Origin of the sequence: Alteribacillus sp. YIM 98480, assembly GCF_009765375.1 — a bacterium.
Classification (GTDB): Bacteria; Bacillota; Bacilli; order Bacillales; family Marinococcaceae; genus Alteribacillus.
This window is the reverse complement of record NZ_VTOK01000011.1, coordinates 76426-101751: the sequence shown is the minus strand read 5'-3', so window position 1 is coordinate 101751 and position 25326 is coordinate 76426. Positions and strand designations below refer to the sequence as shown.

The 25326-nt window shown below is 38.9% G+C and carries 26 protein-coding genes; 13 read left to right on the top strand and 13 right to left on the bottom strand.

The genetic code is table 11. From position 1 onward, the window contains the following. Positions 1–107: 107 nt before the first annotated feature. The gene (locus FZF09_RS14855; RefSeq protein WP_158737390.1) at positions 108–407 is read right to left on the bottom strand and encodes a hypothetical protein; all 300 of its coding nucleotides are present in this window, start codon (positions 405–407) and stop codon (positions 108–110) included. 301 nt (positions 408–708) lie between these two features. Between FZF09_RS14855 and FZF09_RS14850 the strand changes: the two genes are divergently transcribed. Then, positions 709–2331, top strand: coding sequence for a methyl-accepting chemotaxis protein (locus tag FZF09_RS14850; RefSeq protein ID WP_158737389.1), 1623 nt, complete (start codon positions 709–711; stop codon positions 2329–2331). A 75-nt stretch (positions 2332–2406) separates the two neighbouring features. On the opposite strand, the gene FZF09_RS14845 is transcribed toward FZF09_RS14850, so the two are convergent. The 4 genes from FZF09_RS14845 to FZF09_RS14830 all read right to left on the bottom strand — a co-directional run bounded on the left by FZF09_RS14845 (position 2407) and on the right by FZF09_RS14830 (position 5205). Continuing rightward, entirely contained in the window at positions 2407–3207 is an 801-nt protein-coding gene (locus FZF09_RS14845) for an SDR family NAD(P)-dependent oxidoreductase (protein WP_158737388.1), read from the bottom strand. Between the two features lie 160 nt (positions 3208–3367). Beyond that, positions 3368–3637 carry a 30S ribosomal protein S14 gene (gene rpsN / locus FZF09_RS14840; protein WP_158737387.1) on the bottom strand — a complete coding sequence of 90 codons (270 nt, stop codon included), beginning with the start codon at positions 3635–3637 and terminating at the stop codon, positions 3368–3370. A 145-nt stretch (positions 3638–3782) separates the two neighbouring features. Continuing rightward, positions 3783–4571: an ABC transporter permease gene (locus FZF09_RS14835; protein WP_158737386.1), complete on the bottom strand. Its 789-nt coding sequence runs from the start codon at positions 4569–4571 to the stop codon at positions 3783–3785. Then, positions 4561–5205 (bottom strand): ABC transporter ATP-binding protein, encoded by a 645-nt coding sequence (locus tag FZF09_RS14830; RefSeq protein WP_158737385.1) that lies wholly within the window; start codon positions 5203–5205, stop codon positions 4561–4563. The genes FZF09_RS14835 and FZF09_RS14830 overlap by 11 nt, the downstream gene beginning before the upstream one ends. Before the next feature lie 130 nt (positions 5206–5335). Here FZF09_RS14830 and FZF09_RS14825 point away from each other — a divergent pair, with 130 nt between their 5' ends. From FZF09_RS14825 to FZF09_RS14815, 3 genes are all read left to right on the top strand, one after another. Beyond that, positions 5336–5743: a PaaI family thioesterase gene (locus tag FZF09_RS14825; protein ID WP_199256803.1), complete on the top strand. Its 408-nt coding sequence runs from the start codon at positions 5336–5338 to the stop codon at positions 5741–5743. A gap of 63 nt (positions 5744–5806) precedes the next feature. Further along, entirely contained in the window at positions 5807–6241 is a 435-nt protein-coding gene (locus FZF09_RS14820; protein WP_158737384.1) for a cupin domain-containing protein, read from the top strand. Positions 6242–6308: 67 nt separating this feature from the next. Then, positions 6309–6587: a GNAT family N-acetyltransferase gene (locus tag FZF09_RS14815; protein ID WP_158737383.1), complete on the top strand. Its 279-nt coding sequence runs from the start codon at positions 6309–6311 to the stop codon at positions 6585–6587. A gap of 386 nt (positions 6588–6973) precedes the next feature. Here FZF09_RS14815 and FZF09_RS14810 read toward each other — a convergent pair whose 3' ends face one another. From FZF09_RS14810 to FZF09_RS14800, 3 genes are all read right to left on the bottom strand, one after another. After that, positions 6974–7588 carry an alpha/beta hydrolase gene (locus FZF09_RS14810; protein ID WP_158737382.1) on the bottom strand — a complete coding sequence of 205 codons (615 nt, stop codon included), beginning with the start codon at positions 7586–7588 and terminating at the stop codon, positions 6974–6976. 120 nt (positions 7589–7708) lie between these two features. Continuing rightward, the gene (locus FZF09_RS14805) at positions 7709–8683 is read right to left on the bottom strand and encodes a ring-cleaving dioxygenase (protein ID WP_158737381.1); all 975 of its coding nucleotides are present in this window, start codon (positions 8681–8683) and stop codon (positions 7709–7711) included. Next, positions 8683–9150 carry a MarR family winged helix-turn-helix transcriptional regulator gene (locus FZF09_RS14800; RefSeq protein WP_158737475.1) on the bottom strand — a complete coding sequence of 156 codons (468 nt, stop codon included), beginning with the start codon at positions 9148–9150 and terminating at the stop codon, positions 8683–8685. The genes FZF09_RS14805 and FZF09_RS14800 overlap by 1 nt, the downstream gene beginning before the upstream one ends. Positions 9151–9536: 386 nt before the next feature. Between FZF09_RS14800 and FZF09_RS14795 the strand changes: the two genes are divergently transcribed. The 5 genes from FZF09_RS14795 to FZF09_RS14775 are packed head-to-tail and all read left to right on the top strand — an operon-like array spanning position 9537 to position 16486. Next, entirely contained in the window at positions 9537–11075 is a 1539-nt protein-coding gene (locus FZF09_RS14795; RefSeq protein WP_158737380.1) for a pyridoxal phosphate-dependent decarboxylase family protein, read from the top strand. Continuing rightward, positions 11068–12825 (top strand): IucA/IucC family protein, encoded by a 1758-nt coding sequence (locus tag FZF09_RS14790; RefSeq protein ID WP_158737379.1) that lies wholly within the window; start codon positions 11068–11070, stop codon positions 12823–12825. Before FZF09_RS14795 ends, FZF09_RS14790 begins: the two co-directional genes overlap by 8 nt. Beyond that, entirely contained in the window at positions 12794–13369 is a 576-nt protein-coding gene (locus tag FZF09_RS14785; protein WP_233269514.1) for a GNAT family N-acetyltransferase, read from the top strand. Before FZF09_RS14790 ends, FZF09_RS14785 begins: the two co-directional genes overlap by 32 nt. Next, complete coding sequence (locus FZF09_RS14780; RefSeq protein ID WP_199256802.1) at positions 13359–14657, top strand: lysine N(6)-hydroxylase/L-ornithine N(5)-oxygenase family protein; 1299 nt, start codon at positions 13359–13361, stop codon at positions 14655–14657. The genes FZF09_RS14785 and FZF09_RS14780 overlap by 11 nt, the downstream gene beginning before the upstream one ends. A gap of 23 nt (positions 14658–14680) precedes the next feature. Next, entirely contained in the window at positions 14681–16486 is a 1806-nt protein-coding gene (locus tag FZF09_RS14775) for an IucA/IucC family protein (RefSeq protein WP_158737378.1), read from the top strand. Positions 16487–16564: 78 nt separating this feature from the next. Here FZF09_RS14775 and FZF09_RS14770 read toward each other — a convergent pair whose 3' ends face one another. Further along, the gene (locus tag FZF09_RS14770) at positions 16565–17878 is read right to left on the bottom strand and encodes a globin-coupled sensor protein (RefSeq protein WP_233269519.1); all 1314 of its coding nucleotides are present in this window, start codon (positions 17876–17878) and stop codon (positions 16565–16567) included. Positions 17879–18045: 167 nt separating this feature from the next. Here FZF09_RS14770 and FZF09_RS14765 point away from each other — a divergent pair, with 167 nt between their 5' ends. Continuing rightward, the gene (locus FZF09_RS14765) at positions 18046–18933 is read left to right on the top strand and encodes a DMT family transporter (protein WP_158737376.1); all 888 of its coding nucleotides are present in this window, start codon (positions 18046–18048) and stop codon (positions 18931–18933) included. A gap of 202 nt (positions 18934–19135) precedes the next feature. Here the strand turns inward: FZF09_RS14765 and FZF09_RS14760 are convergent, their stop codons facing one another. The 3 genes from FZF09_RS14760 to FZF09_RS14750 form a co-directional block, all read right to left on the bottom strand. Continuing rightward, entirely contained in the window at positions 19136–20002 is an 867-nt protein-coding gene (locus tag FZF09_RS14760; protein WP_158737375.1) for an SDR family oxidoreductase, read from the bottom strand. Positions 20003–20199: 197 nt separating this feature from the next. Next, the gene (locus tag FZF09_RS14755; RefSeq protein WP_158737374.1) at positions 20200–21363 is read right to left on the bottom strand and encodes an acyl-CoA dehydrogenase family protein; all 1164 of its coding nucleotides are present in this window, start codon (positions 21361–21363) and stop codon (positions 20200–20202) included. A 224-nt stretch (positions 21364–21587) separates the two neighbouring features. Then, positions 21588–21764: a hypothetical protein gene (locus tag FZF09_RS14750; protein ID WP_158737373.1), complete on the bottom strand. Its 177-nt coding sequence runs from the start codon at positions 21762–21764 to the stop codon at positions 21588–21590. 277 nt (positions 21765–22041) lie between these two features. Here FZF09_RS14750 and FZF09_RS14745 point away from each other — a divergent pair, with 277 nt between their 5' ends. From FZF09_RS14745 to FZF09_RS14735, 3 genes are all read left to right on the top strand, one after another. Further along, positions 22042–23556, top strand: coding sequence for a glycine betaine uptake BCCT transporter (locus FZF09_RS14745; RefSeq protein WP_158737372.1), 1515 nt, complete (start codon positions 22042–22044; stop codon positions 23554–23556). Positions 23557–23919: 363 nt separating this feature from the next. Continuing rightward, positions 23920–24549 carry a cell wall hydrolase gene (locus FZF09_RS14740; RefSeq protein WP_158737371.1) on the top strand — a complete coding sequence of 210 codons (630 nt, stop codon included), beginning with the start codon at positions 23920–23922 and terminating at the stop codon, positions 24547–24549. A 32-nt stretch (positions 24550–24581) separates the two neighbouring features. Further along, entirely contained in the window at positions 24582–24722 is a 141-nt protein-coding gene (locus FZF09_RS14735) for a hypothetical protein (RefSeq protein ID WP_158737370.1), read from the top strand. 114 nt (positions 24723–24836) lie between these two features. On the opposite strand, the gene FZF09_RS14730 is transcribed toward FZF09_RS14735, so the two are convergent. Next, entirely contained in the window at positions 24837–25034 is a 198-nt protein-coding gene (locus FZF09_RS14730; protein WP_158737369.1) for a hypothetical protein, read from the bottom strand. Positions 25035–25326: the final 292 nt, after the last annotated feature.

The following is a 25326-nucleotide window of genomic DNA, read 5'->3' as shown; positions in this document are numbered from 1 at the left end:
TGGAAGCCGTAGATTGCTTATACTTTGCTCCTTTAACAAAGTTAAGTGTTCCCTAAAGCATGAAATAAAAAATCCCCGTGAATGTACAATCTTCACGGGGAATTTTTTTATTTCATTTGAGAACGAAGTTCAGAGCGGAAAGAAGGTAATTTCTTTGTGTCTAATTCTTTAAAGAAACGTATCAAAAGCATAATAAGGGCAACATCTGCCAAAAGTAAACTTCCGTAAAAAGCAATAATGGAAGTAGGAGCATTAAGTACGGTAATAGAAGTGAAATGACTTAGAAAGTAATCCCACATACCAAGCATCAGCGCCCCCTGTAAAAGAGCAAGTCCCCACATACGACGGCGGGCAAAAAATAGTGGACTAACGGTAGCAAATATCATAAAGATCAGCAATATATCCATACCTTAACACCTCTTTAAAAGTAAACGGTTTCAATATTTGTTTTATTTATTGTAACAAATAATTCACAAAAAAGACATAAATAATTCAATAAATAAACAAATATTTTTGGACGAAAAGCAGGATAAGGTGAACATGCAGCGGAAACGAATACATTATTCACTATTTCAGTCTATAGAGAACAATTGACACTTGGTTTTGTTACTTTATATTCACGAGACTTTTGTCTTATTTTTTATGACAAATCTACTAAAAAATGTTAGAATTTTCTATATAAATTATTAATTAGGAGGTGTTTATATCATGTCATCTCTAAAATCAAGAGCTGCAGCGAAACTACAGAAAAAAGCCGAAAATAGGGCAAAAGAATTAAGAGACTTAATTGAAACAGGAAAGTTTAAAGAAGAACCAGGATTAGTTAGAGATAAGTTAGATGATTTTTTAGAGGATGATGAATATTTGCTTATCGTAGACAAAGATGGATGGAGTCATTTACATACGAATAGATTGCGAGAAGGTCATCCTTTTAATGATGAAGTTGGTCTAAAAGCTGCACGAACTACAGAAGCTTTACTTCAATTATATCCTCGAAATACTGGCGAATTACTAATTGATGCCTCCTGTCCAATTGGTACCAGTCCTGATGGGGAGTCATTTAATTTAAGAGTTGGAAGAGTGATACATAAAAAACTGCTCGGTCCTGTTATATTCAGTTTAGCCTTTCTGCCTGTACTTATGTTTTTTTTGCTGCAAATTCTTTTATCCAGCTCTAATGCTTTGTGGTGGGCAGGTCTTATTACTGTTATTTTTGCAGGAGGATTAGGATTTTATTTTCACCAAATTCTCACATCTTCTTTAAGGCAGTGGTATACCGTTACAAGAGCAACATCAGCTGGAAAATTAAACAAAGAGGTAAAAAATCAATCAAGAAGTGAATTTCATCAAATTGGCTTTGAGATTAACAAAATGGTCATTGGTATGAGAAATATGATAAAAGAAATTGATCACGCTGCACATTCTGTGAAAGAAATTAGTGATACACAAGAAAAAGAAACGACAGAACTTTCAGCAGGATTTGAACAAACAGCCTCTGGGATGCAGGAATTTCAAGCCGGAGCAGAAAATCAAATGTCTTCCCTTCAAACAGCCCAAATTACGATGCAGGAAATGATGGGAAACATCACCCGCATGAAAAACGGAATTCTTGAAGCATTAGATCAATCGGAAGAATCAAGCAGGGAAGCAGATAAAGGCAAAGAGGCGGTTGATTCCTCAGAAGAAAAAATGAACCACATTCAAGAAACAGTAGGAAACTCCACAAAAAAAATTAAATCTGTTGCTGCAGATGCGGATGAAATGATGAAAAAAGTGTCTTATATTACGGATATTGCAGAACAAACCAACTTACTGGCATTAAATGCGTCCATTGAAGCAGCTAGAGCAGGGGAGACAGGAAAGGGATTTGCAGTTGTAGCTTCGGAAGTGAGAAAATTAGCGGAAGATACTAATACTTTTGCCAACGACATTTTGAAAACGCTGACAAATACTAGAGAAGAGCTTGGAAGTGCTGTCTCGCAAGTGGGTAATAGTGCAGACGTCATTTCAGATGGTGTAACTATAGTGAAGCAAGCTGGAGACTCCATTAGGAAACTGCATGATTCTGCTGCTAACACCAGGACAGCAGTACAGGACAATATGAAAATTGCAGATAAATTAATGACAAATGGAGAAGAAGTTACTGGTATTATGGCGGATATCAATAAAATTGCAGAAGAGTTTACGGATACAGTTGTACAAAATGTAAGCAGTATGGATCAACAAGTTGCAGGTGTACAGCAAATTACGTCTGATGCTGCTAAGCTATCACAAGAAGCTAATCAATTAAACAAAATCGTAAGCCGTTTTCATTTAGATAAAGGGGAATAATATGACTTAAAAAGAAGCCTCCATTCATGTAGTGGAGGCTGTAAAGATGTAATACTCACTGTGCCGTACGACCTATTATCTTAAGACATTGCCCCCGGAGATTTTTACAGATTCACCTACAATGTTTGATGCAGCGTCAGTTAATAAGTAAGCAATCGTATGAGCAACCTCTTTTGGATCGGTTAATCGTCCGGATGGAATGCTATTTTTGGCGATTTCGAGCTGATCTTCAAATGAGCGGTTCTCTCGGATTGATTTATTTTTAATAGCGGCTTGTCCCATCTCCGTTTCAACATAACCAGGACATACAGCATTAACACGCACGTCATGAGTGATTGCCTCGATTGCCATGGATTGGGTGAAGCCAATCAACGCGAATTTTGATGCAGCATATGCTGTATTTCCATGTGTTCCCCGTAAACCTGATAAGGAGGAAACATTAACAATAGCTCCGTCCTTCTTTTCTCTCATCTTTTCATAAACGAGCTGGCTTAGTAAAACCGCAGATGTATAATTGATATGCATAATGCGCTCCATTTCCTTTTGTGTGAGGTTTTCAACAGTACTTCCACCAATCACTCCTGCAGAGTTTACCAATAATGAAATAAAACCATTAGCGTCACAAGAGGCTTCAAAAAGTTTTTTTCTATCGTTCTCATTTCCAATATTTGCAACAAACAAAAAAATGCGTGCATCAGGAAAATTTTTCTTCACATCGTTTTTTAACTGCTTTAATTTTTCTTCTCTACGTCCAGTGATAGTAACAGAAGCTCCCATGGAAGCGAGCACTAGCGCAGTTTCATATCCAATGCCGCCTGTTGCTCCTGTAATTAGTGCATGTTTTTCTTTTAAAGCATCATTTGCAAAAACGGGCATAACTTTAACTCCCTTCCGCTTTGTCTTTATACTTTAGAAAAGTAACAAATGACTAGAAAGCCAAGTTTCTAATACTTTATGAATATTTAATTTTATTAAAGGATTAAAGCTTACCTTTTAAAAAAGACATGGGGTTTTTACCACCATGTCTCTAAATATTCTACCAGCTAGCCTTTTTGACTCCTGGAACTTGTCCTTTATGAGCAAGTTCACGAAATACTATACGAGAAAGGTTAAACGTGCGCATATAACCACGCGGTCTTCCAGTCAATCCGCAGCGGTTATGAAGACGGGTTGGAGAAGAATCGCGTGGAAGTTTGCGAAGAGCTTCGTAGTCGCCTTTTTCTTTCAACTCCCTGCGCAGATCAGCGTATTTCTCAACTAGTTCTTGCCGTTTTTGTTCTTTAGCTCTTTTCGCTGCTCGTGCCAATATAATTTCCTCCTTTCATAAATATTGTAATAATTTATATGGAAAATCGTAATCAATACGATTAATGTTAGGTGAAACATTATAACATACTATTGCCTAAATAGTAAACAATTGAAAGAGGTACTGAAATAAAAAGAATAGGAGGTTATTCCCCTCCCTCTAGCTGTTTTCTTTCATTGAAAAATACTTTATAACCATTTTGAACAAACAAAATAACCGTGAGAGCAACGGCTCCAGCCACACCGAGAAGAATAGCTATTTGATATTCTATGGCAGTAACTGGGTTTACTCCGGCTAATATTTGTCCTGTCATCATCCCGGGTAAAAAGACAATCCCTGTTCCGACCATTGAGTTAATGGTAGGAAGTATAGCTGAATCAAATGCTTGGTTTACCATTTTTCGAGTTGCTTCCTTCGGTGTAGCTCCCAGCATTAAGGCTGCTTCTACACGAGAGCGCTGGTCTTTCATGTTTTCCATTAGTGTTTGTACACCTAAAGTAATGCCTGTCATTGAATTACCTATAATCATCCCCGCTATCGGAATGAAATACCGCGGTTCATACCAGGGGGAAAATTGGATAACAACGAAATTAAAGTAAATTAAACTTGAAAGTGTGCCAGCTGCCATCGAAATAGCAATTATCTTTTTCATTTTTTTATTTAAGTCCATGCGAACGCGCTTATATATGTTCCAAATCGCAAAAGTAACCATAATTAATACGACCGCTGTCGTCAAAAGCGGGTGAGGATTGTCGAATAAATACATCAATATGTATCCTACAATCAGCAGCTGAAAAGTCATCCGCAGTGTAGATATTAATATTTCTTTATTTCTTGGAATTTTTCTTAGTTTTACAATGATTAGTAAAAGGATAATAAAGACATAGGCAGAAAGAAGCTGCCATAGGGTTAGGTCGATAATGTTATCGTTCACGTTTCACACTCCCTTTTATGGAAAACGGGGTAATGTCCACTATATTGTCGGCAAATGCTTTTGCTATCGTTTTTGAATGGGTAACAAAAACAACGGTTTTTTCATGCTTTCTAGCATGATCGATAAACCGTTCCATCACCTTATGTTCTAAATCTTCATCGAGTGCGGAAGTTGGTTCGTCTAGCAAAAAAACAGACGAATCTAAAAGTATCATTCGAGAAAGAGCGAGTCGCTGCTGTTCCCCTCCTGAAAGAGTTTCTGCGTTTTCTTCTAAGTTTTTGTGTAAATAAAAATAATTCATCGTCTCTATTAATTTTTCCTCATCTGCTAAAGGTTTATCGGCAAATATTAGTCCAGCTTCCAAATTATCTTTTACTGTTTCACCAAAAAGTACAGGTGATTGCGACAGCATAGATATATCTCGTCTTATTTCAACAGGATCTAACTCTTCAACGGGTGTTTCGTTATAAAAAATCGTTCCGCTTGTTGAGGAAATCATATTGTTCATTAACTTTAACAAAGTAGACTTTCCCGTGCCGCTTTCACCAACCAGACAGGTAATTTGTCTCTTATTGATAGTGAGCTTGTTCAATTTTAAAATATCTTTATAAACCACATCCTGAAAAGTAAACAATGTTGTTTCCTCCTCTCTTGGTAAATTTTCTCTTTATATAGTATCGTCATAAATGCTTTTATACAAAAGAAGCGTTCCGTTACTATCGATATGATATACTATACAAATAATGGAAGGGAGAGATGATTGTATGAGTTTACTGCAAGATAAGTTTGTGAAAAACACGATTATTGATGCAATAGGTATTGAATTTGTGGAGATTAATGAGAATCATGTGGTTGCAACCATGCCGGTTCATGATGCAACTCGTCAGCCTATGGGGATGCTTCATGGCGGAGCCTCGGTTGTACTTGCAGAAAGTGTAGCAAGTATAGGAGCATGGAATCTTGTTGATCAAAAGACTGAATATGTAGTAGGACTTGAAATTAATGCAAATCACATTCGAGGGAAAAAAAGCGGGGAAGTGACTGCTGTTGGAACGCCGGTACATATAGGCAGAACGACTATGGTGTGGGAAGTAAAAATAACAGATGAAAATGACAAACTGATTTGTATTTCACGCTGCACGATTGCTGTTCGGAAACAGACTGATATGTAAGTCGCTTCTCTTTTATTTTCGAAATAATCAGATATATAATATAAGAAAGGAGGTATAAAATATATGCGAGAAAAAAAGCAAGGAACAAATTATACTGCTGCTCACTTTGGTAAATGGGAAGAGTTAAAAGACTATAAGATAGAAGAACCAGTAAAAGCGAGAGGAAAAGCTTTCTTAAATGACATTTTAGGTTTAAACGGGATGGAAGTTTCAATGAATTCATTTCCTCCGCAGACCTCTATGCCTTTTCACCATAAACATGGTGAAAATGAAGAACTTTATATTTTTGTCAAAGGTCAAGGGCAGTTCCAGGTAGATGAAGAGATTTTTGATGTAGAAGAAGGGACGGTTGTGAGAGTAGCTCCAGCTGGAGTAAGAATTTTTAGAAACAATTCTAATGAAAATTTATATTTTATTTGTGTACAGGCAAAAGAAAATTCCTTGCAGCATAATAATATTTCGGATGGAATTGTTGTCGAAAAACCAGTGGAATGGTAGAAGTGTTTAAAAGAATAGTCCTGCTGGGAATATAAAAAAAGACAACTCTGTAAGGAGAGTGTAAGTTATGACTGAAATTGCAAGAGGAGACGGAGAATTTTATATTTTGAAAAATGGTGAAAAAAAAGCGGAAATTACTTTTTCTCATGACAACAATAGCAATATTGTCATTGAACATACGTATGTTGCCGAAGAATTAGGAGGACAGGGCATAGGAAAACAGCTGGTAGCAAAAGTAGTGGAAAAAGCAAGAGCGGAAAATAAAAAAATTATCCCACAATGTGACTACGCAGAAAAACAATTAAAGAAAAAAGAAGAATATCATGATGTACTCGCTTCAACCTAAACAAATAGATTAGTCTAAAGAATTACGCTATTTAGTTCTGCATACTTTTTGATGTTGCAGAAATTTTTTTTAACTAACTAAAAATATAGAAGAGGGGCTGTTCATAAGTCGGGTCGGCTACATTTTTTAATTAACTTCAGTTGAAATACACGTAGACTTCAGCGGCCTGCAGTAAGCGGTCTTTGCTCACGAGGAAGCTGAAGTGTTCCCCGCTGCAAAGAAGATACTACGAGAACCAACAAGAGAGCTGGAGTAGAGGTCCCACTAGTGCCCTGAGGGTGAAAGCGAAGGGTATTTCAGCTGAAAAAAACCTTTTGGACAGCCCCAAGTTTATTTGACAAGTATAAGCAAGATTACTACTTCCGCCATTTGGACTTGGCGGTAAGTCAAGTTTTTCTAATATAATTTTTATACCACTCTGCAGCTCCTTGTACTTCTTCTAAAGTCAACTGGTGGCCGCTTTGTTCCCATTGCACCTTAACGTCAGCACCTGCTTCCTTTAGAAGTCTGCTAAGTCCTTCTGTTTCTTCTGGCGGGCAGATTGGATCATTTGCTCCAGCTCCTATGAAGATGGCTTTTCCCTGCAAATCTGGAAGTACAACTCCTTTGCGCGGGACCATCGGATGATGAAGCAATGCTCCTTTTAAGGCATTTTTATAATGGAACAGCAAGCTTCCGGCAATGTTTGCCCCATTAGAATAGCCTACAGCCACTATATTTTCACGGTCAAATTCATATTTTTCTGCACTGTCGTCAAGAAAGTCATGGAGTTCCTTTGTCCGGAAAACAAGATCTTCCTCGTCAAAAACACCTTCTGCTAAGCGCCGGAAAAATCGGGGCATACCGTTTTCAGATACGTTTCCTCGGACGCTTAGTATGGAAGCTTCGTCATCAATCATGCGGCCCACTTCAAGTAAATCCTCCTCAGTGCCGCCAGTGCCGTGCAAAAGTAATAATACCGGCGCATCTTTATTTTTTCCTTCTTTAAAAATATGCTTCATTGTTTGTTGTTCCACCTTTCTTCTTGTGTTAATTGGTCTAATGGGGAAAAAATGGATCAATGATATTCAGACATTTTATTATTTTTCTTTCCGACGTTTTGCTACCATATTTTCACACGTTTATTCAGGCTTATAATCGAGCGGCTTCAACCTTGCTTCGATTTGTTCGCGTTTTGGCTCGAGATAAGGAGGGAGGGCCAAAGATTCACCAAGATGATCGATATCTTCATCTCCGTCAAATCCTGGTCCGTCTGTTGCGATTTCAAATAATATTCCGTTTGGCTCTCTGAAATAAAGGGATCGGAAATAATATCGTTCTACAAAACCAGAATTAGGCAGGCCAACATCACTTATATGCTGAATCCATTTTTCTAGTTGCTCTAAGTCCTCTACACGAAAGGCGACATGATGCACCCCGCCCCGTCCTTGACGTTCAAATGCGAGATCAGGACGTTCTTCTAAATGGATTTCTGCACCGCTTCCTCCTTCACCGGTTTCAAACACGATAATGTCTGATTGGCCGTCTTGATCAGACGAGTACTTACCTTTTTCTCGAAAGCCCATCACATCAGTTAATACTTTAGTAGTAGGCGCAGCATCCCTAACTGTTAACTTTATAGGACCGAGCCCGGTCACACCGTGTCTTTGCGGAACAGGAGATTTGTCCCAAGGACTGCCTCCCGGAACGCCCTTGTTGTTTTCGTCTGATACGAGAATCAAACGCTGGCCTTCAAAATCTTTAAATGCAATTGTATTTCTGCCGCCGCGTTCTGCTACCTCTTCGTGCTCAACGCCGTGTTCTTCGAATCTTTTCTTCCAATAAAGCAGGGCCTCATTGTCCTGTACTCTTAAGGAAGTAGCAGATATACTGCTAGCCCCAGGCTGATTTGGAGCAGCCATCGGTATTTCAAAAAAAGTCAGCTCTGTACCAGGGTTGCCGCGTTCATCTCCGTAAAATAAGTGATAGACAGAAGTGTCGTCCTGATTGACTGTTTTTTTAACCAGCCGAAGCCCCATGACTTTTGTATAAAAATCAAGGTTTTCTTTTGCATTAGCTGTGATAGCTGATAAATGATGAATGCCTTTTAATTTCACTATAATTCCTCCACTTTTTCATTTTGCTGCTGAAGCTTTTTTAATAAGTCCAACAGTTGTTTTTGTTCTTCTTTTTCAAGCCCTTGAAACTGAGAAGCTTGAAATTGTTCTTGATGCGGTACTACTCCTTCGAATAAAGATTTACCTGCATCTGTTAAGGATATAACCTTCTTTTTCCAATCTTGTTCCCGCTGGATCCAGCCTAGTTGTTCCATGCGCCGCAGGACCTGAGTTATATTTCCTTTTGTAACAAAAAGTTTAGCTGCCAATTCATTTTGGGTTAATGGCTGATAGGTTCCAACTTGGACGAGCACATCAAATTGGGCAGCACTCAACTCCCATCTTTTTAAATGCTTATTCGACTTGCGTATACTCTGATTGTAAAAACGGGATAAACGAAACCAGAGAAGAAGGGCCAGCCTCTCGTTGTGTTTGGACAAAGGCGGGGTATTTTTAGATTGTGACATCATTTATCCATCCCTTTTCCAATCTATTTCCTCATCAGTTTACTTATAAACTGATGAGAATGCAAACGATATGATTTTAAAAGACAGGTACATAAGGCTTATAAATAAAAATCAACAGCTGAAAATGTTTTTAGTTTTTTTGAAAAAAGTAAGCAATATGCTTGTTATAAAAGGAGTTTCATCACTAATGTAGTGAAAGAGTTTATTAATTAATTATGCCTAATTTACAGAATAATTATTGACTTTCACTTTGCAGATGGAATACATTAGTAGTGAAAATGATATTCGTTATCAATTAACGTCGCCCTTTCGGGTAGGCGTTTTTTAAAACAAATAATTGATAATGATTATCAATATTGAACAAATGATGAAAAGGGGCTGCATAAATGGTTTTGTTAAAAACAAAAGAAACAAAAACAGAGGATAATTTAAACTCCTTTTTTATACAAACAGATGCAAAAAGAAATCAATCGTTTCAAGAAATGATGTTCAGCACAATAAAAATGCTTACGGACACGTTGGATAAAACAGAAGAGCCTTATTCTGGAAAAACACCTCTACAAATAAAAGAGATGCTTGAGCAGCCTGACCTTTATTCCTTTCGTGGAGAAACATGGGAAACGGTACTCGAAGATGTGAGAAGGTATGCAGTCGAACCAGCCATTAAAGTGCAGCACCCTGCGTGTATGGCTCATTTACAGTGCCCGGTTGTGAACCCTTCCATCGCAGCAGAGCTTATTTTAAGTACACTAAATCAATCAATGGATTCCTGGGATCAAAGCCCGGCGGCCACTTATTTAGAAGATCGACTTGTGAAATGGATGATAGAGCTTACCGGTCTTCCCGAAACAGGAGATGGTGTGTTTACAAGTGGAGGCACACAGTCGAATTACATGGGATTGCAGCTGGCAAGAGACAACTGGTGCCAGAAAAAACTTGGCCATTCCGTTAAAACAAAGGGATTACCGAAAGAGGCTGAACGTTTCCGGATTCTTTGTTCTGAAGATGCTCACTTTACGGTGAAAAAATCGGCAGTTCAGTTAGGTCTTGGCGAACAAGCAGTCACTACCATAAAAACCAATAACAATAAGGAAATAGACGGACAAGGCTGCCTGAGTACTGTAAAAGAATTGAAAAAGGATGGCTTGCTTCCGATTGCCATCGTGGCAACAGCAGGGACGACTGATTTTGGAAGTATCGATTCCTTAATGGAAATTGCCGATATAGCCGCCGCAGAAGGGTTGTGGTTTCACATAGATGCGGCCTACGGAGGAGGGCTTTTATTTAGTGACCAACATAAAAAACGACTAACAGGCATCGAACGAGCAGATTCCGTTACGATAGATTTTCATAAAATGCTATTTCAACCAGTCAGCTGTGGTATCTTTCTTGTCAAAGAAGCTGGCAGCTTAACGGTAAACAGTCAGCAGGCCGATTATTTAAGTCCAACAGAAGATGAAGAGTGCGGTATGCTGCACCTAGTTGATAAATCTGTTCAGACGTCAAGACGGTTTGACGCGTTAAAGTTATGGATGACCCTGAGACAAATAGGAATTAGAACTTTAGGAGAATGGATCGAGCAAATCATAGATTTAACGAAGAAATTGCATGATGAAATAGCCCAGAAACAAGCTTTTGAATTGGCATTAGCACCATCAATCAGCACACTTGTTTTTCGTTATATTCCCGAAACAGAAATCCCGGAAACGATGGTGGACCAGTTAAACCGAAGCATAAAAAATGAGCTGTTTTATGAAGGACAAGCAGTACTTTCCAAAACAAAAGTACACAATAAACAGTTCTTAAAAATAACATTATTACATCCTGGTGCTAATTTTCATAACGGAAAGCAAGTATTAGAAGCTATTATCCAAAAAGGTCAAACGTTAGAAGAAAAATGGAGAGGAGAAGAGATATATGGATAGTGGAAAAGCAGCAGAACAAAAATCCATCGAATGCTTTTTAAATTGCTATGTTAGAGAAACTGGCGAAGGAAAGATGGAAGACGGAATATTACATTTGCCGCTAAAGAAACAAGGAGCAGAAATAAAAGCAAAACTGCATTATACATCTTTAACAGGCCGGCATCTCTACTCTTTCCCTTTGTTTTACCGCATGAAAAATCAACCGGACTGGATAGAAGCAGACCTTGTCACACTGGTCAGCTTGTTATCGAAAGAACTGTCTCTTACCTTTGAAGGGCAGTCTATTCACATGCAGGAAATAATGAAGCGCGTGCTATTAAGCACTGAAAATATCAGATTGTTTTTGGAAAAAAGAAAAACAGAAAGCAGTCAGCTTTATGATCCTGTCAGAAGCTTCCTTGATTCTGAACAATCATTACTTTTCGGGCACTTGCTTCATCCAACACCGAAAAGCCGGCAGGGAATGAATGAGAAAGAAACAAATCAATGTTCACCGGAAACACGGGGGCAGTTTCAATTACGTTATTTTTTAATTCATGAATCCATAGCTGAGCGAGAAGGAGAAGAGGCAGAACAAGCTGTTTTATCTCTGTTGACAGAAGAAGAAAAGAAAGCATCTGGCGGAAAACCTGGTTTTCAGCTATTTCCAGTCCATCCTCTTCAGGCAGAAAAGCTGCTGCAAACCCCTGCCATCCAAGAATTAATGCAAGAAGAGCTGCTTTTTGATCTTGGACTTATGGGCAGAAAAGTGTCAGCTACTTCTTCGATTCGAACGGTCTATAATGAAAACTTGGATTATATGTTTAAGTTTTCGATACCGGTTAAAGTAACTAATTCCTTACGTGTAAATAAGAAAATTGAGTTGGAGAGAGGGCTGACCGTAAATAAGATTCTTGATAGTGAGATAGGCAAGCAGTTAAGTGAATTTTTCCCTGGCTTTTATGTTACCCGTGATCCTGCCTATCTAGCATTTAAAGGGGAGAAAGAGAGCGGATTAGAGGTCGTTATTCGGGAAAATCCTTTTAAAAAAGAGAAAGCTGCAGAAACCACATTAATAGCAGGACTATGCCAAGACGCTTTACCAGGTGAAAAACCACATATACAAAGGATTATGGAGGATCTCGCTGAACTAGAAATTAGAAACGTGGAAGAAGTCAGCATTGATTGGTTTAAAAAATATTTAAATATATCTTTGCAGCCTTTATTGTGGCTTTACTTTACGCATGGTATTGCATTGGAAGCACATCAGCAAAATTCCGTTTTAAAAATGGACAAAGGCTATCCAGAAGCTTTTTACTACAGAGATAACCAGGGGTATTATTTTGCCTCATCCAAACAGGACTATTTGCAACAGTTTGTACCAAACTTGAAGGAAAAAAGCGACACAGTCTGCGAGGATAGTCTTGTCGATGAGCGGCTCCGTTATTATTTCTTTTTTAATCATATTTTTGGTTTGATTAATGCATTTGGCTGCAGCGGCTTAGTGCAGGAAGAAAAGCTATTGCAGATGGTTAGAGAAGAATTGGAAAATTTTATTCCAGTCGTCTCTCACTCAAAATCAAATATATTAAACACATTACTGCAGCAAGAAGCGCTTCCATGCAAGGCGAATTTGCTGACACGCTTCCACGATATGGATGAATTGGTCGGTACTTTAGAGACACAGTCTGTTTACACTGAAGTGAAAAATCCGCTTGTTCAAAAGGAGGTTAGAGCTGTTGATTACTCGCATGAAACAAACATCGTATAAAAATGAGCTGGCAGATAGACAAGCTGTTGAGTTTCGGCCGTTTCAGCGAAAAGAAGACGAAGAATATCTATTTCAATGGATGCATAAAGAGCATGTGATCCCTTATTGGCAGCTGAATCTCCCAAGAGAAGCTTTTCGCTCTCACATCGACAAGGCGGTAAGGGATTCTCACCAGAAATTGTGGATTGGATTGGTCAACGGCATCCCTATGAGTTATTGGGAGACATATGACGTAAAAGATGATGTAGTAGGCCGCCATTATAAATATCAGCTTGATGATCAAGGAGTCCATTTATTATTTGGGCCAGAGTCTTTTTTAGGGAAAGGACTTGCTGCTCCGCTGGTTAAAGAAATGCTTTCTTTTATCTATGACCGTTCGAAGACAGTGAAGGTTGTTGCAGAGCCTGACATTAGAAATCACAAAATGATTCATGTGTTTAAAAAGTGTGGGTTTCAACCAGTAAAACCTATCAATCTTCCTGACAAAATCGGCCTTTTGATGGTTCATTACAGAGAAAAAGGAGGGGGAACGCTTGAACGCTGAGCAACCAGAGTTACTAGATGTAATAGGAGTAGGCATTGGTCCATTTAATTTAGGGATGGCTGCTCTTTTGGATACGATCCCGCATACGAAAGGTATGTTTTTTGAGCAAAAGCCGGAATTTAATTGGCATCCGGGAATGTTAATGGAAGGCACCACGCTTCAAGTTCCATTTATGGCTGACTTAGTAACGATGGCTGATCCTAAAAGTCCTTACAGCTTTTTAGAGTATTTAAATCAACACAACCGGCTTTATTCCTTTTATTTTTATGAAAAGTTCCATATTCCCCGCCGGGAGTATAACCATTATTGTCAGTGGGTGGCCAAAAAGCTCCCGCATTGCCGATTTAACAGCAGGGTAGAGCGGATAAAAGGAGAGCCTGGAAGCTGGGCGGTTTATGTGCATAATGTCGATAGCGGAGCCTTAGAAAAATATAATGCGAAAAACCTCGTTTTGGGGGTCGGCACAGTACCAGCTGTTCCAAACATAGAAGGGTTGGAACCTTCTGATAATATATTCCACACAGCAGAATTTATGGATAAAAAAGACGTTTGGAAAAACGCTCCTGTTGTCACTGTTATTGGTTCAGGACAAAGCGCAGGTGAAGTGTTTTATGAGCTCTTAAGCAGCAAGCCACCATCTCAACAAATAAATTGGGTGACACGCTCTCGAGGTTTTTTTCCAATGGAATATTCTAAGCTTGGTTTAGAGCACTTCTCCCCTGATTATAGCAATTACTTTCATTCCTTGCCGCAGGAGAAAAAAGATAAGCTGCTTCCTAAACAGGACCTCCTATACAAAGGAATGAGCACAGATACAATTGCAGCAATTTATGATCTTATGTATGAACGATCCATTGGAGGAGAAAAGCTCAATGTACTGTTAAAACCGTTAAGTGAGCTAGAGAAAGGAACAACAAAGGGAGATCGTTATACGCTTACTTTCCGGCAATGGGAGAAAGATAAAACATTTGACCTTGATACCGATGCAGTCATTATGGGAACAGGCTATAAGCCAACGGTTCCTCCGTGTTTGGAAGGAGCAGGCCCCTTAATGGAATGGGATGAAAAAGGGAGATTTAAAATAAAGAAACATTATGAAGTATCTTTAAAACCAACAGCTGCTGACGGCGGCAGGATTTTTGTTCAAAACGGAGAGGTTCATACCCATGGACCGGGGGCTCCAGACCTGGGGTTAGGGGCACATCGCAATGCGGTAATTATCAATGAAATCGCAGGTGAAACGATTTATCCCGTACAAGAAACCAATGTTTTCCAGCAGTTCGGATAATTACATAAGAAGGGATGAGAAATATGAAGTATGCCGAAGAATTATTACAAACATTAACTCCAGAAATGTGGCAAAAAGCTAACCGTTTACTTACTGCTAAAATGCTGCAGGAGTTTATGTATGAAGATATGATAGAGCCAGAACCTGCAGACGTAGAAGGAGATTATACGGTTTACAGCTTAGAGCTCAATGAAGGTATTGTTTATACATTTCATGCAAAGAAGCGTTTGTTTGACAGTTATTCTGTAAATGCTGAATCGGTAATAAAACATGTAAACGGCAGACAAGCTCCATTGAATACCAAAAGCTTTCTTCTCGAGCTTCAGTCTCTATTAAACATGGAAAGTACTACTGTCGGCCATTTAATAAAAGAATACGAGCAAACTTTGTTAGCGGATTGTCATTTAATGAAGAAAGATACGACGGCCGAAGAATTAATTCATCTAGATTATGCTGAACTCGAAGGCGAAATGTCAGGACACCCATGGATCACTTATAACAAAGGCAGATTAGGGTTCAGTTACGAAGATTATCTCCATTATGCCCCAGAGAAGAAGCAAGCAGTTACTCTTTATTGGATCGCAGTACACGAGGATATTGCAGAGGGGCACCATCTTTCATCTATAGATTTTTCTTTCTTAAAAGAAGAAATGGGTTCTTCGCTATGGAAGAGAGCAAATGAGAAGTTAATACAGGAAGTTCGAGAAAGACAGAAACAGTACTATTTTCTTCCTGTTCATCCCTGGCAGTGGGAAAATGTTGTTATACAGCGGTTTGCTGAAGAATTGGCTCAAAAGAAGATCATTCCGCTAGGGGAAGGAAATGACCAGTATTTGCCGCAGCAGTCCATCCGAACATTTGTCAACCAGACTCATCGATCCAAATACCATGTGAAGCTCCCGATGAGTATATTAAACACCCTGGTTTACCGGGGACTTCCTGGAGAACGCACAGTAATAGCCCCTCGAGTTACAAGCTTTATTAAAGGTATATGGGAAAACGATAAATATTTAAAAGACACATGTCAGCTCGATTTGCTTGGAGAAGAAGCAAGTGTTCACGTTTATCATCCGGGCTATGACAACGTAGAAGGCGTACCTTATCAGTATAAAGAAATGCTCGGTGCGATTTGGCGTGAAAGTGTTTATAACGTACTTGAAGAGGGGGAAAAGCCTGTAACACTTGCTGCTCTACTGCATGAGGACAGAAATGGGGACTCCTTAGTTGAACAGTGGATAAAACAATCCGGTCTCCCTGCACATGAATGGATAAAACAATTAAACACCGCTATTTTACCGCCGCTGCTCCACTATTTATACCAGTATGGAACTGTGTTTTCCCCGCATGGTCAAAATACGATTATTGTACTTGAAAACGGGAAACCAAAACGATTAATCATGAAAGACTTTGTGGATGATGTAAATATTAGTGATCAGCCTCTGCAGGAAATTCAGCATTTAGACCCAGATTCAAAAGAAGTGCTGAGAAGTGAGCCGCCGGAAGGTCTTACCCAATTTATTTTCACTGGTTTATTTATTTGTCACTTCCGTTATTTAGCTGATTTATTAGATAGAAAAGGGTTGCTGACTGAGAAGGAATTTTGGAAAACAGTACGTCAGCAGATTAATAATTATCATCAACAGTTCCCTCATCTTCAAGAACGTTTTGACACCTTTAATCTTTTTAAACCGAAGATGACAAAGCTGTGCTTAAACCGGAACCGAATGATGGCTGAAGGATACAGCGATAGTAACGACAGGCCGCACGCTTCTGAATATGGATTTGTCACTAATGCTTTGGCAGATACCCGCTCAGAAAATCCAGTATAAAAGAATTGCTGATGGAATATACAGAAAGAAGCTGTTCAAAAGGAAGCAGCTTCTTACTTTTCATGGACTTTTGTTCCGCTATTTTTCATTGGAAAAACGGAACTCATCGGTAGCGGCGTCAAGCTGGCTGGCTGAAGCAGCTACTTCACTAGAAGCTTTTTCAATAGCTTCTACTGACTGTAATAGTTTCTCTAGTTCTTTTTCAATACTGTCATTTTTATTTTTTGTTTGACTCATCGCACTCAAGATATCATCAAAGTGCTCACTCGTGAACTCCACGTTTTCTGATCCCTTTTCCACTATTTTTCCTATGCCGTCGACGGAGGATGTTACTAGCTGACCTTGCTCTTTTGAGTTATCAATTAATTCTGCAATTCTAGCCGTTGATGTTTTTGTCTGGGTAGAAAGCTTTCTGATTTCCCCTGCCACAACAGCAAATCCTTTGCCATGCTCGCCGGCTCTCGTCGCTTCTATAGAGGCATTTAATGCCAATAAATTAGTTTGTTCGGAGACTTTGTCAACTAATTCAATCACTTCGTTCATTTGACTGGAAATGTTATTTAGCTTTTGGACATGATCTGCAATACCAGTGACGCTCTCATTTACTTGATTCATATTTTTTCGAACGAGCTGAAGCTGCTCTTTTCCGTTTTCTGCCCGTCCCTGTGATTGAACAGCCAATTCGGTACCTTCTTTTGCTATAGTCATCGTGTCATTGGATTGCTGTTTTAAACTTCCTGCCGCATCGTTTGTTTGAGAGGAAATAGAAGCAAGTTCACCCGCAGTTTCACTAACATTTTTGCTCATTTCTTCTTGAGCCTCAGCACGTTCTTGCCGGATTCGTTCATGTTCTTTTTCATATTCTTCTAAAACAATTTGCTGTTCAAAGTTTAATAGCTTGCTCGTTGTTGTAATGGCTTCTATGAGTTCACTTGGTTCTTTTATATAAGATTTGTACACAGCGATAAGAGAATGGTAAAGTTTTTCAAAAGAAGCCATGTACCACTTTGTTTTGAGCCCTATTCTTACATGAGCATAGGCAATTTTTTTTCTTTTTTCTATAAAAGAGTCATCAATCTGTCCAAAAAACATTTCTTTAATATGGGTGGTGAACGTTTGTTTGAGTCGGTCAACAGTGCTGTTGTTTTCAATGATTTCTAATAAACCTGGCTGACTGGTGACTGTTTTATAAAAATCATCTGTAATCTCTGTGATATGTTCAATAACAAACGATTCGAGGCTCTTAATGACTTGAAGGTCTTCTTTTGAAAACTGAATAATGGCCAATTGTCTCTGTAAGTCTTCATGACCGCTTACATTCATTTTAATATCAGTACGCTCTTTGTTTAATAGAAACGTTTTCTTTTGTTGTTTTGAAAATGGTGACAACATTTTTTTCAATTTCCCCCCACCCCTGTTAAATTTAACAATTGTACGTTATTAATAACTTCGGTTTATAATTGGATTTTTGAAGTGGATTTTATCATTTCATAAAAATCCTTACCCTTATTCTCAAAAGGATGTAAAATAAAGAGGACGCAGATAAAGGGGATTTTGTTATGAAAGCATATTTGTTTTTACTAATCACTTCGATTATCTTTTCAGGAAATATTATTGTAGGTAAGGCGATCAATGAGCTTCCTCCTTATACGATTGCGTTTTTTCGTGTATTTATTGCATTGTTAGTCGTTTTTCCAATTGGCTTGAGACAGGCTAAACAGTATCAGACTGTTTTTCGACAAGAGTGGAAGCCGTTATTAGGCCTGGCCCTTACAGGGGTGGCTTTTTTTAATTCGTTTATTTATGCATCTTTGCAATTTACAAGTTCAACCAATGTAGCGATTATGGAGTCTGCTATTCCGGTAGTAACCATTTTGTTTAGTATGCTTTTTTTAAAAGAGAAATTGTTTGGCGTTCAATTGCTAGGTGTGATTTTATCAGTTGGCGGTGCTGTTTGGGTTATTACAGAAGGATCCTGGCAGGTAATTCGTGACCTTGCGTTTAATAGTGGAGACGTCATAATGATTGCGGCTGTTCTGACATGGGTCGCTTATTCCATTTTAGTGAAATTCCATATGATGAAATTTCCAATATACGGAAGCTTGTTGGTCATGCTGACAATTGCAAATATTGTGCTATTTCCAATTGCAGTTATAGAATGGTGGGTTATAGGTGGTTTTCCGGCAGTTTTTCAACTCAATCATTCATTAGGTTTAGTATATTTGGGCATTTTTCCTTCTCTCATTGCATTAATACTTTGGAATAAAGGGGTCGAAGAAGTCGGCCCATCACAGGCGTCTGTATTTCTTAATTTACTGCCTGTTTTCACTATAATAGGATCGCTTCTTTTTTTAGGCGAAAATATTACAATCGTTCAAGTGCTCGGAGCTCTCGTGGTGATCAGCGGTGTGCTCCTTACCACTAAAACGAAAATAAGGCCGAAATAAAATTTGACTAGCGCCAAACTGTTAGGTGAAGGCGATTGCCTAGCTGCTTATACTGATTTCCTCAAAATTTTGACGATCACAATGATTCATCCACGCTAATATTTTTATATATCAGTAAAGATAGACAGTTGTCATAAAAAAACGACAACTGTCTTCGTCATTTGATACCGTCAGCAAAAAGTAATGACTCTGTGTAATTTTCTTAAGAAGAAATAAATTCTCCGCCATTGATGTGAATCGATTGACCGGTCATATAGGAAGACTCTTCAGAAGCAAGCAGCACGTAAGCACCAGCATGTTCGGACGGTTGTCCGGGGCGGCCCATCGGACTATTTGTACCAAATTGTTCCACGCCCTCAGCTGGGAAAGTGGAAGGAATTAATGGCGTCCAAACGGGTCCAGGTGCCACCATATTAATTCTTATACCATCTTTTGCTAGCGGCTCTGCGAGGCTTCGTGTAAAAGCGACAATAGCACCTTTTGTTGCTGAATAGTCAATGAGACTTGGATTTCCGCGATAAGCATTTATTGATGTAGTGTTAATGATTGAGCTTCCTGCTTTTAAGTGGGGGATTGCTGCTTTGGTTACGTGGAAATAGGAATAAAAATTCGTCTGAAACGTTTCTTCTAGTTGTTCTGTAGAAACACCAAAAATATCATCTCGTACATATTGAACAGCTGCATTGTTCACTACAATATCTAACTGTCCAAATTCGTCTACGGTTTTTCGTACAATGTCTTTGCAAAAAGCTTCTTTTTTTAAATCTCCAGAAAGAAGTAAGCATTTAACCCCTTCTGCTTCCACCAGTTTTTTCGTTTCTTTTGCATCTTCGTGTTCGTCCAAGTAAGCAATTGCAACGTGAGCTCCTTCTTTAGCATATACCATTGAAACAGCACGGCCGATGCCGCTGTCTCCACCTGTGATCAAAGCAACTCGTCCTTTTAGTTTATCGCTGCCTTTGTATTCTTTTGGCTGAACAGGTAAAGGGTTCATTTCCGATTCAATACCAGGTTGTCTTGACTGTGTCTGAGGGGGTTGACCATCTGTTTGTCGTTGTCTGATATCCATGTTTACTTCCTCCTTTAGGTAGCCTGAGAAATGAAACTGTTTTATTTGTTCCACATCATAAGGAAACATAAACAAGAAGTTAGTGTATGTAATAACTAGCAGAATCAGACAAACGGCGGTTTCCCCGTAATTCATTGGTGAAAATCAGGTTTTCTAAAAGTACGTTAGTGGAAGATAGTGAAACAAAGCTGGACTCGTTAGGACGATGTTCCAGCTCTGTTTATGGATTCAGAAGCTAGCAGCATAATGGTCATATCGTCCATTGGCGGATTGTGAAGCCCAGCTCTGACATCCCTATAATAACGCTGCAGCGGATTTTGGCTGGATAAGCTTTTCGCACCAGCTATTCTCATCGCTAAGTCAACCATAGTGATAGCATCATTTACAACGCTGTATTTTACTGCTCCAAGCTCTGGTTTCATTTCTTGTCTTTTTTCGTTAGAGGATTCATCCCATTTTTTAGCTACACTGTACAGGAAGTGACTGCTTTTTTGAGCAAGCAGTTCGATTTCGCCGATTTTCTGTCTTACGTTAGGCAAATCTGATATGGTGCCTTTAATACTGTTGGGAGAATATTCTGTGGCAAATTGAATAGCGTATTCTTGTGCTGCTTTTGCGATTCCAAGATAGCAAGCAGGAATGTGAAGCAGCCATCCTGCTGCTGGTTTATCTCCTGGCGTCAGATAAGATACAAGATAGTGTTTTGGAATACGTACATTTTCCAATACAAGGTCATCACTGCCTGTTCCTCTCATGGCAATGGAGTCCCATGTTTCTTTAATAGTAAGTCCTTCGCTTTCACGAGGAATGAGAAAGTTCGCCACTTTGTCTTCTTTTGGGATGGTGGCGCTTACGACAAAATAGTCAAGGACTGGAGCCATTGTAGTAAATGTCTTACGTCCATTGATCTTCCACTGATCTGAACTAAACACAGCAGTTGTTTCCGGTTTTCCACCTCGTGTAGGACTGCCTGTTGCTGGTTCTGTTGCAGTATTGTTGAGCAAAGCGCCACGGTGAAGAGCTTCATTGCAAAAGTACTCATAAAGCTCTTCAGGCCAGCTTTTTTGCTCTCCGATGTTTTTTACAATTCCCATATGCCAGCCAATCGATAATGCAGTAGATCCATCAGCTTTTCCAATTATTTCTTGTGATTTCACCAGTTCTAAAAGTGATATCTCTTTTCCCCCATAATCTTTAGGAACGGTTAAAGCTGTATAACCGATATCTTTTAATTCTTGAATATTTTCTACAGGAAAAGATCCTTTTTTATCATGTATATAAGCTCGCTCTGAAAAAGGATAAACTGCTTTTTTAAGGGCTGTCAGCCGTTCTTCCATATTGTTTAGATTAAATAAATCCATGTTTTCACTCCTTTGGCTGCGACCATTCTTATTTTATACCACTGCAGCAAAAGAAGTCATTTTAATTGAACTAATTCCACCTATGTTTTCAATAAGAGGTGGGGCTAGTACAAATAAGAATGTGTATCTCTCTAGGTAGAGGATTTTAGTATTTCTTCTTCTAATAAATTCCATCCTTCTGTTAAATCTTCATGTTGGACTAGGAGAAATTAGAATACTATTAATTAGCAAAACCAGTAACGATGGAAGAAAACCAGGGAATAATGTGCTTTATGGTTTTTCACTTTAATAAATGATTGTATTCCAATAATGAGGGCAAAACAAACAATAGCAAGGGTGATGTCAAGTGATTGAAAATGATTGATTTGCTCGTGAAGTAAAGCGCCGTTTAATATGATCATTGATTCTTCCTCCAGCATCCTCTTTTTAGCACTCTTGTCTTATTTTCACTTAACTCGAGGTTATATCCAGCTGGATATAACGTATTTTTAACAAGCGGTGAGAGAGTGGCTAATGATAGGAGAAATGCAGCAAAGAGTTCCATTTACCTTTACCTCAATAACTCATTTTTGATTCTATCGTACCAGATAATTAGGAAAATAGTGTAAAAGATCATGATGGATAAGAAAAACGAAAAAACATTATACTAATATTTATCGAAGTGAGGAGGTGGTAAGTATGGAGAAAGGAAAAACGGGTACTGTTTTTAATAGTACCATGATAATTTTGATTCTAGCTATTATTGTCGGTGTAATAGCTCCTGATGCGTTAGAAAACGGAACGGCAGCAGCGAAAACATTTATTACTAATCGATTTGGCTGGTATTATTTAATTGTGGTTTCCATCTTTGTTATTGTTTGTCTGTATTTTATTATAAGTCCATATGGAAAAATCAAACTTGGAAAACCTGATGATAAACCGGATTACAGCCTTCCAACATGGTTTGCAATGCTGTTTAGTGCAGGAATGGGAATTGGGCTTGTGTTTTGGGGAGCAGCAGAACCAGTTTATCACTATGCAACAAATTCACCTACTGTTACTGAAGAAACAAATGAAGCTATTTTGGAGGCCATGCGGTTTACTTATTTTCATTGGGGTGTACATGCATGGGGAATTTATGCGATTATAGCGATTTGTCTTGCGTATTTTAAGTTTAGAAAAGACGCTCCAGGAATGATTAGTGCAACATTAAGTCCTATCATGAAAACAGACGGGGCTTTAGGAAAAACGATTGATGTCCTGGCTGTCACAGCGACGGTTTCTGGTATCGCGACTACTCTTGGTTTTGGGGCGGTGCAAATCAATGGCGGGTTATCATTTTTAACAGGTGTCCCGAATACGTTTTGGATGCAATTTGCTATTATTGCGATTGTCACATTTTTGTTTCTCATATCTGCGTCCACAGGGTTAAATAAAGGGATTAAAATTCTTAGCAATGTGAATATGCTTCTTGCAGTACTCCTTTTTGTGTTTATGCTTGTCCTTGGTCCTACTCTATTTTCACTAAACCTTTTTACAGATACGATAGGAAAATATGTTCAAACGCTGCCAAGCATGAGTTTTCGTATCGCGCCATTGGAAAAAGAGGCGCGAGAATGGATCGACAGCTGGACTATTTTCTACTGGGCTTGGTGGATAGCTTGGTCTCCCTTTGTAGGAACGTTTATTGCCAGAGTTTCGAAAGGTCGAACATTACGTGAATTTACTGCAGGCGTACTGCTTGTTCCTTCACTAGTCGGTTTTTTATGGTTTTCTGTATTTGGCGGAGCGTCTATCTTACTTGAATCAGAAGGCACGGCAGCTATTTCTGAAATGGCCGCAGAAGAAGCTTTATTCGGAGTGTTTGAGAATTTTCCATTCGGTACAGTCATGTCGATAATAGCAACTACTTTAATTGCTACCTTTTTCATCACATCTGCAGATTCAGCTACGTTTGTACTTGGTATGCAAACCTCACATGGTTCTTTAAATCCCGAAACAAGCGTAAAATTCATTTGGGGTATTATGCTTTCTGCTACAGCAGTTATTCTCCTTTATTCGGGGGGGTTGCAAGCATTAGAAAACACGATGATTGTTGCAGCTTTCCCTTTTTCCATTATAACGCTGTTTATGATATATGCCCTATTTAAAGCTCTGAAAGAAGAAAAATCATATTTCAAAAAACCTCCGAAAAGAGCAGATAAAAGAGCTTAATGAAAGCTGGTCCTTTCAATAACGGACCGGCTTTTTAAAAAGGTAAGAAATTATAAATATTTGGCGTTTTTGATGTCGAGCTCGAGCGCCTACTCGCTCGAGATTCCTTCGGTTCGTCAATGGAAAGCAAAGATCAGCTTTCCATATGCCGGCGGTTGCTCGTGAGCAAGGCGCTTGCGCTTTTCTTATGTTTAACTTTGTTAAAGAATCAACTTTTTGAAAGAAAAAGAGGAAAGTGGTACATCCAAACCATACATTTTATTCCGCTTATTAGGACAATCTTCTTTGTTTCTTTAAATGTGTAAAAATTGCGTTTATAACAAACAAAAAAGGGGATGGCAATAAGGGAAGGAGGTCAATGGAATGGAAAAAGCGATATGGAAACAAGCGGTGATCTGGATGATGGCGGGAATATTTTTTTCTGTCATTATTGAGAATGCAGATGCTCACCAAGGTGTTTTAAAAAAAGAAGACAGGGGGACTTCTGTTAAGGAGCTGCAGGAGGTTTTGATCAACATGGGGTATTTACATAGTGATGCTACTGGATATTATGGACCGCTGACAGACCAAGCTGTTCAACAATTTCAAAATGACTTTGGTCTTGGGGTTGATGGAATTAGTGGAGCAAACACATTGAGAAAGGTAGAAGACGTTAAACAAATGGCCCAAACGGTACACGGGGAAGCAAGGGGCGAGTCTTTTGAAGGCCAAGTGGCAGTAGCAGCCGTGATTCGTAATCGTCTCAACTCTTCGCAATTTCCGGAAACGGTAGAAGAGGTGATAACTGAAAGAAATGCTTTTACAGCTGTACAAGATGGTCAGTATTATCTTGAACCAAACGCAGCTGCGTATCAAGCCGTAAGAGAAGCCTGGCGAGGACGTGACCCATCACAAGGATCCCATTATTATTACAATCCAGTTATTGCTACCTCAGATTGGATTTTAACCAGAACAACTAAACTGCAAATCGGCAAACATGTTTTTGCAAATTGATCAAGGGAAATTATAAATATTTGGCGTTTTACATGTCTAGCTCCAAAGCCTACTTGCTTGAGATTCCTTCGGTTCGTCAATGGAAAGTAAAGATCAGCTTTCCATATGCAGACCATCCAGGACTTGTCGCTCGTGGGCAAGGAGCTTGCGCTTTTCTTAGTCCGTTTGTTTGATAGGAGGAAAGGATTTGGATGTTAATCGACTGCACCGCTTTTACAGCTTTAACGAAAAAAAGCGCTGGAATTAAAACCAGCGCTTTTTGCTGTTTGCAGAAAGCAGAAAACCTTTTAAGAAGGCCGTTTTACTTCGTTTTTAAGAAGTATAACTCGCGGATAAGGATATTCTTCTTCCTCTCCGGCGAAAGGATAATCGGTAAATTCTACACAGACAGTTCTTTCGTATTCTGCTATTACTCTGCATTCTTTTTGGTCATAAATCAATAATTCACCTTTTTCAAACCAGGATTCCTCTTTATTACTTTCCATTTTTAAGACCCCCTTTGTGTATTAAGTAATTTAAATCAAGTTGAAACAGAAATCAAGCGCCTCGTCTATTTCTATATCAAAATGCAATTGGACATACTTTGAACACTTTTTTTATTTTACGTGCTCAGAATAAAAGATGCAATTGATTCAAAGGAGCCTACATAGTAAAAAATCATCATTTTCTTCTATGCAACAATGAGTGCGAAAGTTGCAGAATACTCAAGGGTACTCCCGGGAAAGGAGTTTGTAAAGTCTTTACGACAAAGGTGGTGAAATGCGATTTCTGAAGAAG